The sequence below is a fragment of the uncultured Paracoccus sp. genome (genome assembly GCF_937873615.1).
Lineage (GTDB): Bacteria > Pseudomonadota > Alphaproteobacteria > Rhodobacterales > Rhodobacteraceae > Paracoccus.
Genome location: NZ_CALMYP010000064.1, coordinates 18,423 through 33,810, shown reverse-complemented (window position 1 = coordinate 33,810; position 15,388 = coordinate 18,423). Strand labels below are relative to the sequence as shown.

Sequence of the window (15,388 nt, the reverse complement as noted above, 5' to 3'; positions counted from 1 at the left end):
AGATGGAGCTGAAGCTCACCGCCAAGCTCTTCCTGCAGACCGACAACGAAAAGCTCGGCGGCCTGCTCGCAGGCGGCATTGATCTCTTTGTCGCAGCGGGCCTGCTGGCCTTCGAACGTGGCGTGCCCACCATCGGCGAGATCTACCGCATCACCGCCTCGGGCGGCGACAAGCAGAAGGAATATCTGAAGCGCGCCCACGAGGTGAAGAACACCTCCGCCAGGCTGATCTTCGAGCGGATGGCCTCAACCAACAATGACACGCTGACGTCGTATCTGTCACTGCTGATGACATCGGGGCTCGACACCTGGGACAACCGGGCAATCGATGCGGCCACAGCGACATCAGACTTCTCGTTCCGGGATATCCGGCGTCAGCCGCATGCGATCTATCTGGTGGTGGAATCCGAAATGATCCGACCGCTTGCGCCGCTGATCCGGCTGTTCTTTTCGGATCTGATCGCCTCGCTGCAGGCGGGGGAACCCGCTGACGATGAGCCCTGGCCAGTGATGATCATGCTCGACGAATTCGACCGGCTCGGGAAGATGCCGATCGTGGCCGAGAGCATCAAGACGCTGCGTTCTTTCGGCGGCAACCTCGCCATCGTTACCCAGACCATCCCGGCGCTGGACGAGATCTATGGCGAAAACACGCGGCGTTCGCTCCAGGGCGGAGCGGGGGTGAAGCTTTACCTGACGCCATCCGATCAGAAAACCATCGAGGAACTCAGCCAGGCCATCGGCAAGACGACGAAACGCGTAGTGACCCGGTCCCGTTCGGTCGGCCGCAACCCGTTCGAAGGGCGCAGCGTGACCGAGAGAACCGAAGAAACGCCGCTCTTGAATGAAGACGACGCGCGCCGGCTCGACCTGGATGAGGTGATCCTCGTGGTGGATGCGCAAATGCCGATCCGGGCACGGCGGGTGAAATACTACGAGGATCCTGTGCTGCTGGCGCTGCACGCGGCGCAATCGGGCGGGCATCCTTATCCTGACGCAGAAAGAATCCGCTATGATGCACGCCTGAAGGAGACAGAGGCGACTGTGGAGCGACTCGCGCGGGAATTGCGGCACGTGACGCAGGGCGATGGGCAGGATCAGGGTCGGCTTAACTCCGGTCCCGAGCCGACCCTCATGCAGCCCCGCTTGCGGGCACCGTTGCGGCGGGCAGCGGCGTCTGCCCCGCCCCGCCCCATCAGCGTTGATCTGAAATCGCTTGGCGCGACCGCAGAGGGGCGCAAGGCCGTTGAGGCGGCTGTGGTAAAGACAGCAGAAATCCTGGCCCAGCATGCCCAGCCCGTGGGGTGACACGAAGGGCCTTGCGCTGCCGTTCACCGCGGAATTCGGAAGATTAAGAAGGTTGGACCTCGTGCCATTCCTTGATCGCACGAGTAAGCGTCGACAGCGCAAGGCCCCTACTTGTCCTATGGTCTAGAAATACAAACGCCTCGGCGAACATCGCGATGTCGTGTCCGTCCGGGACGAATTCATAGCGGCCGCCTTCGTCATCTGCCTCGGGATCATATTCCACGACTTGCCAGCGCCCAAGGATCTCTCCATCCTTGGTGATGATGTCGCCTCCCGCCAGATCGAGCGCGTATCCGCTTTCCATCCACTTGTCGTGGCCCACAAGATTTATTGGGTAGATCAGGTTCATGCGATACAGCATAGACAAAGACGGCTAGGGCACAAGTTTTCGTCGCGGGGGGCAACGGGGTGTCGCTTGCGGCCCGCAGTGGACGGTCGAACTCGCTGTACGCGGCCTCGAAGGCTCCATAATGCAGCCATCTGAATGGGACTGCAGCGTCCCTTGCACTCAAGGAAGCAGGCCCGTTCGGATCATTTCACAATTGAAGCGCTCCCCCGATGCGAGGCTACGCAGCCTGAAGTGTGATCATGCGGCTGCGGCCTTATCCTGCCGCGACCGAATGTCGGCGATCCACTTTTCCAATGCGTCGATTTCGGCTTGGATCACTGATGGCGCGGGCAGCCGGGGATTGATCTCGCCAGGCTGGCTGTGAAGGAGCGCGGAGCAGCGACCGAACGCCTCGCGCATGACGGTACAATCAGCGTTGGTGAGGACGGTGAGCTTGATGAGGCCCGTCGTATCTACCTTGCGGGACAGTCGGCGGATCACGGGGCCGACCACTTCTTCGACAGCGCGTTCCCAGGTCGTGCGGAGTTGGTCCTGGAAGGACGTCACCTCGCGCAGCCACCTCGCCTGGTCGCCGCGTTCGTGATGGATTTTCACGTTGGCGAGGTGCGTCTTCATTCCGTCGATCACCTTGTCGAGAGGCATGACGTTGGCCGGCGGGTCCTGATGGCAGTAGCCCGCGTTTTCCGTCCCGCGACTGATCAGGCGGTACGCCACCGGCGTCGTATCGCGATCTTTGGTCGCTCGGCATGCTTCATCGAGAAGGAGCAAGAACGCCATATCGTGGGTGAAGACGATGACCTGGCGGGTCTGTCCGGCCTCGGCCAATCGAGCGGCAACCCTGTCGCGATGCAAATGGTCGAGCGAAGAGACGGGGTCGTCGAACACGATCGCGGATTGCGCATCGATGGTAGACAGCTCGGCAAGAAAGGCGGCGAGCGCGACGCAGCGATGCTCGCCTTCGCTCAAGATTTTGCCGACCGGTTCGCTCGGCTTGTTGATCAGCCGGACCTGAAAGAAGGGGACGCCAGCCGTGGTTTTGGCCTGCTGAAGTTCGATGGCGAGACCCGCGACCCCGAGTTTATCTACCTCGATTGCGAACCTACCGCGCAAGCGGTTGGTAACCAGCGCTTGCGCGACACGAGCGCTCTGGGTGGTGATCTTGTTCGTCGCGGTGTCCTTGCTGGCCTTCTCGATCGCCTCGATGGCCTTGAGGCGATCGATCTGGGCAAGCACATCGGCTTTCACCACGCCGAGCCATTTGCGATCGGCGAGGCCGTCGCGCTCGGCGATGAGCGCAGCGCGCTGCGGAGAGCTGGCCTCGGACTGCAGGCCTACGATGCGTGTGGCAATGCCGCTGAGCGCCGTGCGCAGCGGATCAAGCGAAATGGTGACTGCGGGCGGAAGATCGGGCAGCACCGCAAGACTGTGGGTTCTCAGGATGGCACGCAGCCGCCACGCGAGATGGAGGGTTTGCCGGCGAAGGGCGATGGCGACTTCCTCTTGCCCGATATCATCCCGGATTGTCGCGACGATTGCCGTAATATCTTTCGTGGAGATGGCCTGCGCCGAGACATCTTCAAGCTTCTTGTAATATGAGTCCGCAGCTTCCTGTTCGCGGCGCTTGCTCTCGTCCTGCACGAAATCCTCGAAGCTACTGAGCCGGATCGAGGCTTCCTCACTGAGAGACTGCTGGCAGAGGACGCAATGGGCGCCAGTCCCGGTCATGGGAAACGGATGGTCGGGATAGGCGGAGGCGCGCGAGTAGTCCCGGGCAGCCTCCCACAGGGCCTTCCAGACGTCCGAACCGATGTCAGGTAGTGGCTCATCGGCGAAAAGGTTTGCGGAGGCGGCGGCGGCGGCGGAGCGCGCCGTTGCAAGTTGCACGTGAGCTGTGCGCAGCGCTGCCCGGCTTTCCTCCGTAGCGACAGCAATTAGACGCTCGAGTTGCTCAATCGCTGACTTGATCCGGGTTTCCTGGCCCTGGAGCTGGCGAATGGTGCGCGCCGGGTCGCTGGCTAGGTCTGTGCTGAGCGTTTGAAGTCGCGCTTCTTCTTCGGCGGTCAGGCCCGCCAGCTTGTCAACAGCTTCCTGTTTCGTCTTGCCCGACAGGCCAGCGATCAACTTGCCGACGGCCGTGTCTGGCTTGTAGTCCGGTTTCGACAGAACTGCGGGCGTCTGCTCCTGCAGCGCTTTAATTTCGGCCGCCAGCTTGGCCTTTACGTCTTGGCAGGCCTGTGCCAGCCCGGCGAGGATGCGGAGCGGGAGCGGCGTGTAGGCTAGGTCGTTGGTGTTCTCTACATGGACATTGGCGGTTCGAGAATCGAACACGCTCACGGCCGACAACATTGCATCTGGCGGTGTACCTTGCGTCCAAGCTGCGCTGCGCTTTTGGGCGCCTATGAAGAAGTCGATGCTGGCGGCGGGAGTGCCGCTCGCGGCCGTGTAGATATTAGGCAGGATTCCGTCGCCTTTCGGCGAACGCGCACGGCAGAGTTGCTTAAGCACGCGGGCATAGCCCGATTTGCCGGCGCCATTGTCGCCGTAGATGACGGTGAGACCGGTCTTCCCGAAGGAGAGCCGTTCGCCAGGGGCGAGGGCGTTAACATTGGACAGCCCATAAAGTGCCCCGAGCGTAACGACCGCGTGGCTTGCGGCAGGGTCGCGGAGGTGGGTCGCGTCGAGCGGGGCTCCTTGTTCTACGGCCTTGCAGATGGAGACCAGCGCCGTGATGTCGGCGGCCTCCAGTTTTGTCTGGCTACAGAGCCGACGCAGCGCGTCGCGCTGCCATGCTGGGAGATCCGCCGACCATTTTAGGATATCTGCGAGCGCTGCCGCCTCATTCGAAAGATCATTCTCCTGCGCTTCCATCTTTCTGCCCCCTGACCTTGCGATGTTTGAATCGCCCCGGCTTTGCCGGAGGCTGATATCAGTTAGTTACGCGGCCATGGGTTCCGTTTCCAGAACTGCGTAGAAGTTGGCCTTGGCTTCGGCCGGCGGGATGTTCCCGTTTAGATTGCTCGTTGATCATCTTTACAGCGAACGTCGGCTTCCCGCCCTTTCGTCGGCTGCGTCCGATCCGTCAACCTAGCGCGCGTTTCCTGCGGAGCTCGGATGAAAGGTCGGACCTGGATCAGCTTCGACTTCTCGGGCACGCGGCCCCGCAGCAAGACCGGGCAGGTCCATAACACACACCCTTCTCTACGAAAAAGCCCAGGAATCCAAGCAACCACGCCCGGTGCAGCGTGCTGCCGCCCAGAATCCGTCGCACCCACCGAGGTGGCGTGAGGCCGGCATAGCCAACGAGATAGGCGTGCAAAAGCGCGCGCGCCGCCAGCATGGCGTATAGCCGCGGTCGCCCCGAACGGACTTTCACTCAGCCTTGCCGACCGGAACGACCGCGAACCGATCCGCGGTCAGGGCAGTCTCGTAGACGGCCTGACCGTTCTTGTCGTACTTTCCTTCTGCGATGCGGCCACGAACATGCACCAGATCGCCAGGCTGGAGGTTCTCTTTCAGCCAGGAAAAACCCGCCGTGCTGCGTTCAAACAGGGTGACGGTGTTCCAATCGGTGCGTTCTCGCGGCTCGCCGCTTTCCTTGTCCTTCCAGCTGTCGGTGGCGGCGATACTGACTTTCAGAACCTTGCCGTTGCCCAGTTCGACTTTCCGGCCAACGTAGCCCTGGATCTGGAACTCTGCGAAGGTGTAGAACATCTTTTCTCTCCTCGTTTCTGCATTCATTCACCGATGGGCTTGAGCGATGCGGCCGGTTCTCTCGTCTCGTTTGCACCGCCCATAGCTACTTGCCCAGGCGACGCGCTCTCTCGACCACCCGTACAATGTGACCACCGGCAGCCACCGCGGCGGATTTCACGGCAGGAACGTTCTGAGCAATCTGGCGCCCGACCATCTCACCTGCACTCAGGCTGCCCGTCCGCTCCCTGGTCTGCACACCACGCGTGTTCAGCATTCCGCGCGTCATTGCCGCTGTGCCGGCCGCAACAGCGGGCCCCGCCACCACCATGAAGTTGCCCGACAAGCCGCGCACGATCAGCGGGGTCGCGGCCACGAACCCCTTGGCGAGGAAGACCATGACGAAGAATGGTATCAGGGAGCCAATGTTGGTGGCTGACTCCGGATCGCCCAGTTGGGCCAGAAGCGCGTTCGCCATTCCCACGACGGTCGAAAACATGGCGGCGATGACCACCGGGTAGAAGGCATAGCTGACCGTCGTGGATACCCAGCGATGGAAGAAATCCTTGGTCGCGTCGAAGAGCGACAGCGCGATCATCACCGGCGCGAGCCCGAGCATCAGTGACAGCATCATCTTCGCAAAGATCAGTACGATGCCGGTCATGAAGCCGAGGACGCTGAGCAGGATCAGGCCGATCCCGCCAAGGATCGCCCCCGTCATCCAGCCGAGATTGTCACCGATGGCGTTCAGATAGCCCGCGAACTGTTCGATCAGATCGTCGAACTCAGCCGCGAAATGGGAGGCTCCCGCCCCGCTGCCACCCACCGAGGCCACGAGCGCCCCGGCGATGTAGTCCAGGCCACCGATCACAGCATTTGCGACAGCGTTGAAGCGGGTCCAGTTGAAGGCGAAGAAGCCGATCAGGGTCAGTTTCAGCAGATACCAGAAGAAGGTGGCGCCATCCATGCTGCGATACTGGAAGGCCATATTGATGCAAAGGCCGATCAGCGAGAGGGTTACCATCAGCAGGGCGATCGTGCCGATGTTGCTGGCCACGGCCCCAAACTGCGATTCCGCAGCCGAGGCGAGGAAGCTATCGGCTGAGCCGACCATCCAGCCGACGACGCCCATTACCAGTTGCCTTGGGCTTCGCAGATGGTTCTGACGTTATCCGCGATCGTATTCTGGTAGGCTCGCAGTTCGCGGCGCAGCGCAGTCTGTTCGCCCTGGCTCAAACCAGAATATCGTTCCTGGTATTCATCTTCTGCGGCGGTCCAATCCGGGAAGCGAACCTCGCAGGAGCAATCCTGCAGGGCGATGATGTTCTCCCATGAGCGCAGTTCGTAGAGACCCATGAGCGTTACCGCCTTCCACGCCTCCCGGATATGCAGCGCATCGGCCCAGGCTGGACGATCAGGTCGCTCATTGCAGATCCGGTAGCGCTGCGGCTGCAATGTCGGGGTCAGGTCGTTCGTCACCGGCGTCTGCGCTGCGGCCGAATAGCCGACAGCCGCCGTTGCCAGCGCCAGACAGAGAACACGCATGGGGATACCTTTCATCATTCTGCTGCCTGCAGGGCAGTCGTTTGGACCCGGCCGGCCCCAGGCAGGAAGAACTCGGTGATGCCCCTTCCTCCCTCGTGACGGCCCGCCTGAATGATCACGTCGATCGAACCTTCGATGTAGGTGATCATGTCGGCATAGGTCATCGGCAGATCCGTCTTCAGGGCCGCGATGGCGAGGCGGCGCACCGCGAGTTGCGGGGTCTCGGCATGAAGGGTGGTCAGCGAGCCGCCATGGCCGGTGTTGATCGCCTCGAGGAAGGTCAGCGCTTCCTTGCCGCGCACTTCGCCAAGAACGATCCGGTCGGGGCGCATGCGCAGGGTCGCGGTCAGAAGAGCGTCAGCGCTGCGCATCTCCGACTCCCGGTCCGAGATCAGCGTCACCACATTGGGCTGCTCAGGTCGCAGTTCAGCCGCCTCCTCGATGGTGAGGATGCGCTCTTCGGCCGGGACGAGAGTCAGGATCTTGCGGGCGGCGACCGTCTTGCCGGTCGAGGTTCCGCCGGAAACGATCATATTGAGCTTGTTGTCCACGCAGAAACGCAGAGCCGCCTCGATATCGCCAGCGGCAACAACGGTGCGGAGCGCGAGGTTGCGCTCGCGGCGCAGGCCTTCGAGGCTACGTTCGCGCCCGTAGAGAAAGCCGAGGCGGATCTTTTCCAGCGGCAGTGTCGAGAAGAAACGCAACGAGATCGAGAACCCACCCTCCACCACAGGCGGCTGAATGACCTGGGCCCGGATCGGCCGATCCCCCGAGATGATGCTGACCGAGACAATCGGCTTGCGCGCGCTCAGCGTCGTATTGGCGGCCGAGGCGATCTGGTTGCCAAGATCCCTGATCTCGACAAGCGACAGCGGTTGTCCGAGGTCGCGCATGAAGTGATCGCCCTGGAACTCACCCCAGACCCGTCCGTCGGGGTTGATGCAGATCTCGATCACGTCCGGGCGGCGCACACTTTCGCCTAGCCGGGCCAGTGAGGCTTCAAGGTAGCTGACCGCCATCACAATATCTCCAGATCTCGGTCGACCATGACGGTGATCCTGGCACCCTGGGGCACGCGGATCACCGGGCGGATCGAGAGGTAGTCCTGCATCACGCTACGGCTGGCATCGCGCAGATCGGTCGCGACATCGCTGGCGGCGTCTGACGCTGTCTCGTCGGAAATCCCGGCCGCGGCGACGGCTGGCACCGCGCCGATGAGCGAAATCAGCGCCGCCGAACCGAAGCGCTGACCGAAGCGGGTGTCGACATCGCCGGTGACGCCGGAGCGGCCGATCTCGTCGCCACCGAAGGCGCTGATCTGGACGGTCTGATTGTCGGGCAGGATGATGCGATCCCAACCGATCATCACCCGGGACTGCGCCAGCGCGACTTCGGACCGGTAGCGGCCGATCAGCTGCGCACCGCGTGGGATCAGCACCCGGGTGCCGTCGAAGGAGTGAACATCCTCAGAGATCACGGCCCGGATCACCCCCGGCAGCGTGCTGTCCAGCGCGGTTTCCAGCACCGCCTGAATCATCGTGCCCTGCACAACGGTATGGCCCGGATTCACGATGACCTCGGCCCGGGTCACAGGGGCGGGCGCGGCACCGCTGCGGACAAAGGCCTCATCAGCGCTGAGACGTGCCGCTTCCTGGGCGGTTTCGTCCTCGGCGCCAGAACCCATGCCGGACCAGGCCAGCATGGGCGAATTGACCCGCGCCTCGCGCGCGGCCGCCTCGGCGGCACGGCGGCGCTCCAGTTCGGCAAGCCTGGCGTCCTCTTCTGCGCCGCCCGGCGGTCCCAGACGGGCGATCTCCAGATCCATGCGGATCCGCTCCAGTTCGCGATCACGCTCGACCAGTTGACGCTCGAGGGCGCGCTGCGCTTCCAGCGACCCTGCCTCGAGGGCCTGAAGCTGTGCCGTCAGGTCGGCGATCGCCGCCTGCGCCGCCGGATCGCCATCGCTGCTTGGCCGGGCGCGAAGCTCGGCCAGCTCTGCCTGCAGCGTCGCGAGGGTTTCCCGCAGCTCCAGTTCGGTCGCACTGGGCCCGTCCGGAACCGGTGCGGCAGGCGTCACGGGTGCCGGGGCCGCACCCGGCTCAAAATCCCCGAACCCTGATCCCGCGCTCTGGAACTCATCTGCCGCCGCGGTCGGCATGGCAGGTTCTGGCTTCGGCTGCATCAGCAGCCAGACGACGCCCCCGACCGCCAGAATGGCGACACTGCCAAGCAGAGCTGTAAGGTGGGACGGGCGGCGGCGGGTGCCGCGCTTTCCGGTCGCATCCTCGATGGCGGCAAGTCGCGCGGAAAGATCGTCTGGCGGGCTCTTCATGAGCTGGCCCCGTCATCCGACATATCCTGAATGCAGATCGCCTCATCGCCAAGGCGCAGCACCCATTGGCGATGTACGCCCGATACGCGGATGACACCCTCCTCCTGCGCAACCGAGTTGACGGTGCGCTCGCGTCCCCCGGTCCAGCGGAAGATGGCCGGGACCGGGGCGTTTTTCGGGAAACGGAAGTAGGTGAAAGTGCCATCGTCCCAGACCGCAGTCGGCGTGAACTCGGCCTGCTGGCTCGCGGCATAATTGCTGTTTGGCGCCCCGGCCGCGACGGCATTGGTGGTCGGCGCACTGCTTTCCGGATAGCGGAACTGCACGACATAATGCGGGGTCTCGCGCGCTTCGACGACGTGGAAATAGTAGGAGCGGCGGTTGGTATAGACGGTGATGTTGGTGGCGACGCCCGAGGCGACGGGCTTGATTGCGAAGGCTCGTCCGCCAGGCACGCCGTCGAACTGAAACCCCGCCGTGTCGCCGGCGATGATCGACCGGATCGTCTCGCCCTCGCCGAACTCGATCGAGGTGACGCGGGTGAGACTGGTGACCACACGGTAAACCTGCCCTTCGGTCCAGGTCGCCACCCGGACCCGGGCATCATGCGACCCCGGCCTCGGTGTCGTCTCGGCAAAAGCCGGGACCGCCGCAAGGACGAGAGCCGCCGTGAACAGCCGGAACGGCGAAAGCGATGTCAGCAAGGGCGGACTCATTCCGAACGATCCGATCTGATGGCATATTGGGTGACGGTGAAGCCGAAGGGGTTTTGCCAGACATCGTCGATGCTGCGGGTGCGTTCGGGCCGGAACTCGAACATCAGCGTTGCGGTGAAGAGGCCCACCTGTCCGCCCTGTGGGCTGGTCAGACGTTTTCGCAAGCGGACCTGGGCGCGGTTCTCACCGATCAGGGCAATGCTCGCGATCTCGACGGCCATCTCGGAGGTCGCACCGTAGCGCGTCGGCGGATAGTTCTCCTGCCCGCTGGTCCACATCGCCCGCATGCTGGCCTCGGCCGCGCCGATCGACTGGGCCAGAACCCGGTTCACCCGCAGGTCATTGTCGAGCTGATTGTAGGTCTCGCGATCAGAGATGTAGCGATAGATTTGGGACTCGATCACCGCCGGGCGCTCAGACAGCCGGACCGCCTCGACCGTGGCATTCGGCAGCGCGAGACCGCTTTCGGGATCATAAGGCACGACCACGGGCATGGCTGGGTCGATGAGAAGTGCGACCGCCGCTGCGGTCAGGCAGCCGAAAATGCCAAATCCGGCCCCGGCGATCCCGATCACCTGCCACTGCCGTTCCCGGCGCAGCGCACCGTAAACCAGTTCCTCCTCTACGACGTCCCGCAGGGTCATGTCCGCATCCGCCGTCATTCGAGGTTCGGCATGGTGAAGTCCATGTAGCGCCGCTCCTCTGCGATGGTTGCCGCATCGACAACGCCGGCATTGCCCGCGCCGATTGTTTGGATCGCCTCCAGCTCCCACATCCGCGTCATGGCGATGGCCAGTTCGGCGGTGACCCGGGTATTGTGATCCATGGAAGCCTTCAGATCCTCCATGTCAGGGATCATTGCGACCAGACGCTCGACCCGCTCCAGGGATTGGGCGGCCTCCGCATGGCTGTTCTGGGCAGCGGCCGAGAGCACGGCGCCGGTCGTCGCGCGTGTCGCGATGCCCTCGGCGCCGGGATTGCCGCTGGTGGCGATCTCGCGCAAGGACTCCTCGTCGAAGCCTGCGCTTGCCAGCGCTGTTTCCATCTGGCTCCGCATCGGCCCGGCGGTCAGCCCAAGCAGATTGCTCCAATCACCTTGCTGGATGCCCCGGATCAGGCCGGGGATGTCTTCGAACTTGGCCTCGAGCAGTTGGTCGAGATCGCCGCCCATGAGCAGGCCGAGAATATCGCGCGGTCCCGTGAGCGAGGCATACATGCTATGCAACTGATCCAGCTGCTGCTGGACGAGGTCGAGTTGCTCGAGCAGCGTGTCGAGCTGATCGGTCTGGATCCCGAAATCCTCCAGCATCTGCTGGAGCTGACGGATCTCCTGGGCAATGTTCTGGGTATCGACCGTCGGCACGCCCTGGGCAGAGGCGCCCGTCGCAAGGCCGACGCAAAGAGCGGTGGTCAGGGCCAGTCGCTTCATCGCAATTCCTCCATTCGAATGCTCATGAACTGCCGCTCGGCCGCCTGCGCTGCGGCCAGCGCGATCTGTTCATCGCTGAGGGGCTGTGTCTCCGCCGCCTTCAACCGGGTGCGGATCGCGACGATCCTGGCGAGTTCGGCGCGCGCATAGGTGTTGAGCGCGATGGCTTCCTGCACGTCCGCGGTCTCGCCGATCCGGCGGATGATGTCTTGCAGGCGCAGGGCGGCGGCCTGGATCGAAACCATGGAATAATCGCCGTAGACGCCGGAGCCATGCGCCGAGAGGCTGAAACTCGCATTGGCGAGCAGCACCGGATCGATGGTGCCGAGCGCATCCGGCCCGCCAGCGAGGCCGAGGTAGCGGTTATATTGTTCGGGAATGACGACGACATAGTGCTGCGTCTCAGCAAAGGGTGGCACGCCGCCATATTGCTGCACCCGTCCCGGCCCGGCGTTGTAGCCAGCAAGGGCATGAATGATGTTGCCATCGAACATGCCGAGCATCTGGGCGAGATAACGCGCGCCACCTGTGACCTGCAGATAGGGGTCTTCGTAGTAAGCGGGGTAGATCCCGAGATCGCCCGCAGTCCCGGGCATGATCTGCGTGAGCCCGAAAGCCCCGGCGGGCGATTGTGCGCCGATCTGGAACCGGCTTTCCTGCCAGATCAGCGCCTGCAAGAGGCAACGCCACTGGACGGGCGTCAGCCCGGCCAGCGAAACCCCTGCAAGGGAATATGTGTCGCGGGCGGCGCGGATGATAAGCTCCTCGACGGTCTCCCGCGCATCACCAAAGAGCCGGTCGGCCGCAGGATTGCCGTCCTCGGTGGCATAGATCTCTGCCGCTGCTGTCCCGTCCCCATTGCCGGCTTCCAGTGCCGCCACCGTTCCAGCCACCGAGGCGCTTGCGCCGGTGGTCACCGCGCCGAGGATGCTTTCCAACGAGGCCAGCTGCGCGCGCTCGATTTCTGCCAGTTCCTCCTCGCGGGCGAGCCGGTCACGCTGCAGGGCGATGTCGAGGTCGCGCTGTGCGATCGTCGCGGCAGTCCGCGCATAGGTTCCAGCATCGAAGGTCGGCACACCCTGCGCGGCCAGCGGGGGTGCAAGCATGATGCCGATCAGAACGGGCGGAACAAACCGTGCCACCGGCTTACTGCGCCCCACCGATCAGCGCGAATGCGCAAGGGTCGGAGGCCCGCGTGACCTCGGCGCCCATGGTCGAGACGGTGGCGCGCGCAGGTGCGGCGGCAAAGCTGAAGCAATTGGCCTGCGGGGCCTGTCCACCTGCGCAGGCGGTGAGCAGCAGCAGGCTGCCCAGAAGCGGAACGGCCGCCATGCGGCAACGGGGTGTGCGATACATCAGGTGACCTTCCAGAAATCCGGGCGGCTGCGATAATCCGCGCCGACGAGTTGCTCGCCCTTCTCCATGCCGCCAAGGATTGTGACGAGCGGGCCGAGGGCCGAGAGATCGGCATCGATGACGACCGAGCCGCGATCATCACGCACTAGTGCGAGGCGCGAGGTGCTGCCGACGCCAAGAAGAACATCGAGTTCCTTCGCGCTGAGCCCGAGCATGGCGTAATCGGCAGCACTGGCGCGGATATTCGGCAGCAGGACCTGGGTCGGCACCGCTTCGACGATGGTCTTGCCGGTCCGGGTGCGCTCAAGCTGGCTGGCATATTGCGTCATCATCACCACGACCGCATTCTGCTTGCGCGCCGTGACCAGCCAGTTGCTCAGGCGATCCGCGAAATAGGCATTGTCCAGCGCCTTCCAGGCCTCATCGATCAGGATCACCGTCGGCCGGCGATCCTCGATCACCCGCTCGACGCGCCGGAAGAGATAGGAGAGCACGGCCATCCGTTCGCGTTCGCTCTCGGAATCGAGGATGCCGGTCAGATCGAACCCCGAAACCTCGCCGCCAAGGGAAAAACTGTCCTCGGCGTTGGCCCCGAAGATCCAGCCGTAACGGCCGGTCCCGGTCCATTCCTGCATGCGCTCAAAGAGATCGCCATCGTCATCGGTCGAGACCAGCAGCGAGGCGAAGTCCGACCAGTTACGCAAGGATGCGTGTTCGGCACCGGCGTTCTGGCGCACCACTTCCTGCAGGCGGTTGGTCTGAACCGGCGTCAGTGGCCTGTCGCGCCGATCCAGCAAGGTCGCGAGCCAATCGGCGAGCCAGGCCTGGCCCCGATTGTCGATTTCGGTCTGGAGCGGGTTGAGACCCGTGGGCCGACCCGCCCGCACGGTGGCATAGCTGCCCTCGAGGGCCCGCACCGCCATTTCCATTCCGGCGCGGTAGTCGAAGATGAGGAGCCGGGCGCCTGCCCGTCTGGCCATGGTCATGAGGAAGGCGGCAAGCACGGACTTGCCGGATCCCGGGCGGCCAAGGATCAGGGTATGACCCCCGGTCGGCTCCTTTTCCGTCGATCCCTGCTCATGGAAACTGAAACAGAACCCGCTGCGCTCGGGCGTGGGGAACATCGTGATCGGCACGCCCCAGGGCAATTCCGATCCGCTCTTGCCAAGCGGGGTGCGGTGGAACGTCGCGAGATCGGCGAAATTGTGGTTGGTGATTGCGGCCTTGCGGCTGCGCGCGCCGGTGTTGCCCGGATGCTGCGCCATGTAATGCGCCCGCGACCCGAAAGCTTCCGAGATCAGGTTGATGCCCGAACTGGCGGAGATGTTGCGGATCTCGGCGCAGATATCGTCGAGATGGGCACGGTTCCGGGCATAGACCGCCACCGTCATGTGATGCTCGCCGAAGATGAGACGCTTCGATTCCAGATCGTCCTGCGCCAATTCCAGCTCCTGCGCGAGACTGACCGCCCCGTCGTTGCTGGCCTGCATCAGGCGCAGCTGGCGCTTGATGCGGCCGGCCATGATGTTCGAGTTGATCGGCACGAAGGAATGGCTGACGACCATGTCGACCGGCAGGTTCAGCTCATCCAGCATCAGGCTGTCGGTCTTGGCCGGATAGTTTTTCACGGCAAAGATCGCGCCGAACTTCTCGCCCACGGCGCCATCGGTCAGGTGGATCTGCGCGCCGCGGAAGGTTACCCTGGTATTGGCGACGTCCTCGGCGAGGATCCCAAGGCGTGAGACCGGGAACAGGGGATGTTCTTCCCCCGTGTTCAAGCTGCCGAGAAAACCCAGAAGCTCCCCGTGCTCGGCCGTGAGCAGGCGAGGTTTCAGGTCCGCGAAGCTTGACAAGAGAAAGCCGGTCACCTCGTCAAGCTTGCGCAGGCGGCGCACCGTGTCGGCCGCAAGCCGGGCGCGCGACGCAGCCGCCGCGAAGGGGATGCGGCTGCCGGGTTCCGGGCGTTTCAGAACCGACAGTGTCAAGGTCTTGTCGCGCAAGCCGCCTCTGGCCAGATGCGATTGCCAGCGCCGGTCGACCGTCGCGGCAAAGCCATCGCCCGGGATGGGCGGCAATCCGGTCTCGACCGCCTTTGAGACCTTGTGCAGATAGAAGGAGAACCCGGTGCCGACCTGTGCCACCACCCCGGCCAGCAAGGCTCCGATGCGATCAAGATGGGTATCTTCCGCCGTCGTGCTGTTGACCCCCTCAAGGCGGATGCATTGCATCAGCTCATTGCTGCGGGTCCGGATGGTGTTGCCAGTGACCAGGCTCACGTAAGGCAGCATATGGGCCAGCCGCTTTTCTGCCCGGGCCCAGTCCGGCAAGGCCGAAAGCGGATCGGTCGCGGCCCCGGTTTCCCCGGCATTCAGGGCTATGGAGTCACGGGGCATAGCTGTCGCCCCCATGATGCTTGCGGTTCCGCGTCGGCGGCGTCTCCTGTAGTGTAATCACCAGTACGTCGAGGAAGTTCGGGTCCCAGTCCGCCGCCTTCCACAGGAGCGGCCAGGTCACCCCGGCCACCACCGCGATGATCCAGCTCTGGACCCAGAGAAACAGCAGCGTCGAGCCGAACAGCCAGACCATGGCATACATGATCGGCAGCCCCATCAATTTGGGGGGCCTGAGAAGCCCGATGAAGACGCGCGACTGTTCCGCCATGAC

General features: G+C 63.7%; 15 protein-coding genes. 1 reads left to right on the top strand and 14 read right to left on the bottom strand.

Annotation, left to right across the window (positions count from 1 at the left end):
- On the top strand, positions 1-1,307 hold a 1,307-nt coding region (locus Q0330_RS15075), incomplete at its 5' end, for a type IV secretory system conjugative DNA transfer family protein (protein WP_299481169.1).
- 43 nt (positions 1,308-1,350) lie between these two features.
- Here Q0330_RS15075 and Q0330_RS15070 read toward each other — a convergent pair.
- The 14 genes from Q0330_RS15070 to Q0330_RS15005 all read right to left on the bottom strand — a co-directional run bounded on the left by Q0330_RS15070 (position 1,351) and on the right by Q0330_RS15005 (position 15,385).
- Positions 1,351-1,656 carry a hypothetical protein gene (locus tag Q0330_RS15070; RefSeq protein ID WP_299481167.1) on the bottom strand — a complete coding sequence of 102 codons (306 nt, stop codon included), beginning with the start codon at positions 1,654-1,656 and terminating at the stop codon, positions 1,351-1,353.
- Between the two features lie 237 nt (positions 1,657-1,893).
- A complete protein-coding gene (locus Q0330_RS15065; RefSeq protein ID WP_299481165.1) occupies positions 1,894-4,524 on the bottom strand; it encodes an AAA family ATPase in 2,631 nt (876 codons plus the stop codon).
- A gap of 501 nt (positions 4,525-5,025) precedes the next feature.
- Positions 5,026-5,367 (bottom strand): single-stranded DNA-binding protein, encoded by a 342-nt coding sequence (locus Q0330_RS15060; RefSeq protein WP_299481163.1) that lies wholly within the window; start codon positions 5,365-5,367, stop codon positions 5,026-5,028.
- Positions 5,368-5,452: 85 nt separating this feature from the next.
- Positions 5,453-6,478, bottom strand: a complete 1,026-nt coding sequence (locus tag Q0330_RS15055) for a type IV secretion system protein (protein ID WP_299481161.1) — start codon at positions 6,476-6,478, stop codon at positions 5,453-5,455.
- Positions 6,478-6,909, bottom strand: a complete 432-nt coding sequence (locus tag Q0330_RS15050; protein ID WP_299481159.1) for a hypothetical protein — start codon at positions 6,907-6,909, stop codon at positions 6,478-6,480. The genes Q0330_RS15055 and Q0330_RS15050 overlap by 1 nt, the downstream gene beginning before the upstream one ends.
- Positions 6,906-7,910 carry an ATPase, T2SS/T4P/T4SS family gene (locus Q0330_RS15045; RefSeq protein ID WP_299481157.1) on the bottom strand — a complete coding sequence of 335 codons (1,005 nt, stop codon included), beginning with the start codon at positions 7,908-7,910 and terminating at the stop codon, positions 6,906-6,908. The genes Q0330_RS15050 and Q0330_RS15045 overlap by 4 nt, the downstream gene beginning before the upstream one ends.
- A complete protein-coding gene (locus Q0330_RS15040) occupies positions 7,910-9,223 on the bottom strand; it encodes a TrbI/VirB10 family protein (RefSeq protein ID WP_299481155.1) in 1,314 nt (437 codons plus the stop codon). The genes Q0330_RS15045 and Q0330_RS15040 overlap by 1 nt, the downstream gene beginning before the upstream one ends.
- On the bottom strand, positions 9,220-9,939 hold the full coding sequence (locus tag Q0330_RS15035; protein WP_299481153.1) for a TrbG/VirB9 family P-type conjugative transfer protein: 720 nt from the start codon (positions 9,937-9,939) through the stop codon (positions 9,220-9,222). Before Q0330_RS15035 ends, Q0330_RS15040 begins: the two co-directional genes overlap by 4 nt.
- A complete protein-coding gene (locus Q0330_RS15030) occupies positions 9,936-10,583 on the bottom strand; it encodes a virB8 family protein (RefSeq protein WP_299481151.1) in 648 nt (215 codons plus the stop codon). Before Q0330_RS15030 ends, Q0330_RS15035 begins: the two co-directional genes overlap by 4 nt.
- A gap of 14 nt (positions 10,584-10,597) precedes the next feature.
- Entirely contained in the window at positions 10,598-11,368 is a 771-nt protein-coding gene (locus Q0330_RS15025; RefSeq protein WP_299481149.1) for a type IV secretion system protein, read from the bottom strand.
- Complete coding sequence (locus Q0330_RS15020; RefSeq protein ID WP_299481147.1) at positions 11,365-12,510, bottom strand: lytic transglycosylase domain-containing protein; 1,146 nt, start codon at positions 12,508-12,510, stop codon at positions 11,365-11,367. Before Q0330_RS15020 ends, Q0330_RS15025 begins: the two co-directional genes overlap by 4 nt.
- Positions 12,511-12,514: 4 nt before the next feature.
- Positions 12,515-12,700: a hypothetical protein gene (locus Q0330_RS15015; protein WP_299481145.1), complete on the bottom strand. Its 186-nt coding sequence runs from the start codon at positions 12,698-12,700 to the stop codon at positions 12,515-12,517.
- Between the two features lie 23 nt (positions 12,701-12,723).
- Positions 12,724-15,117, bottom strand: coding sequence for a type IV secretion system DNA-binding domain-containing protein (locus Q0330_RS15010; protein ID WP_299481143.1), 2,394 nt, complete (start codon positions 15,115-15,117; stop codon positions 12,724-12,726).
- Positions 15,107-15,385, bottom strand: coding sequence for a VirB3 family type IV secretion system protein (locus tag Q0330_RS15005; protein WP_299481141.1), 279 nt, complete (start codon positions 15,383-15,385; stop codon positions 15,107-15,109). The genes Q0330_RS15010 and Q0330_RS15005 overlap by 11 nt, the downstream gene beginning before the upstream one ends.
- Positions 15,386-15,388 lie beyond the last annotated feature (3 nt).

Excerpts from the sequence above, each read along its gene's own strand:
- Q0330_RS15070 (WP_299481167.1), bottom strand. The coding sequence starts at position 1,656 with ATGAACCTGATCTACCCAATAAATCTTGTGGGCCACGACAAGTGGATG.
- Q0330_RS15065 (WP_299481165.1), bottom strand. The coding sequence starts at position 4,524 with ATGGAAGCGCAGGAGAATGATCTTTCGAATGAGGCGGCAGCGCTCGCA.
- Q0330_RS15060 (WP_299481163.1), bottom strand. The coding sequence starts at position 5,367 with ATGTTCTACACCTTCGCAGAGTTCCAGATCCAGGGCTACGTTGGCCGG.
- Q0330_RS15055 (WP_299481161.1), bottom strand. The coding sequence starts at position 6,478 with ATGGGCGTCGTCGGCTGGATGGTCGGCTCAGCCGATAGCTTCCTCGCC.
- Q0330_RS15050 (WP_299481159.1), bottom strand. The coding sequence starts at position 6,909 with ATGATGAAAGGTATCCCCATGCGTGTTCTCTGTCTGGCGCTGGCAACG.
- Q0330_RS15045 (WP_299481157.1), bottom strand. The coding sequence starts at position 7,910 with ATGGCGGTCAGCTACCTTGAAGCCTCACTGGCCCGGCTAGGCGAAAGT.
- Q0330_RS15040 (WP_299481155.1), bottom strand. The coding sequence starts at position 9,223 with ATGAAGAGCCCGCCAGACGATCTTTCCGCGCGACTTGCCGCCATCGAG.
- Q0330_RS15035 (WP_299481153.1), bottom strand. The coding sequence starts at position 9,939 with ATGAGTCCGCCCTTGCTGACATCGCTTTCGCCGTTCCGGCTGTTCACG.
- Q0330_RS15030 (WP_299481151.1), bottom strand. The coding sequence starts at position 10,583 with ATGACCCTGCGGGACGTCGTAGAGGAGGAACTGGTTTACGGTGCGCTG.
- Q0330_RS15025 (WP_299481149.1), bottom strand. The coding sequence starts at position 11,368 with ATGAAGCGACTGGCCCTGACCACCGCTCTTTGCGTCGGCCTTGCGACG.
- Q0330_RS15015 (WP_299481145.1), bottom strand. The coding sequence starts at position 12,700 with ATGGCGGCCGTTCCGCTTCTGGGCAGCCTGCTGCTGCTCACCGCCTGC.
- Q0330_RS15010 (WP_299481143.1), bottom strand. The coding sequence starts at position 15,117 with ATGCCCCGTGACTCCATAGCCCTGAATGCCGGGGAAACCGGGGCCGCG.
- Q0330_RS15005 (WP_299481141.1), bottom strand. The coding sequence starts at position 15,385 with ATGGCGGAACAGTCGCGCGTCTTCATCGGGCTTCTCAGGCCCCCCAAA.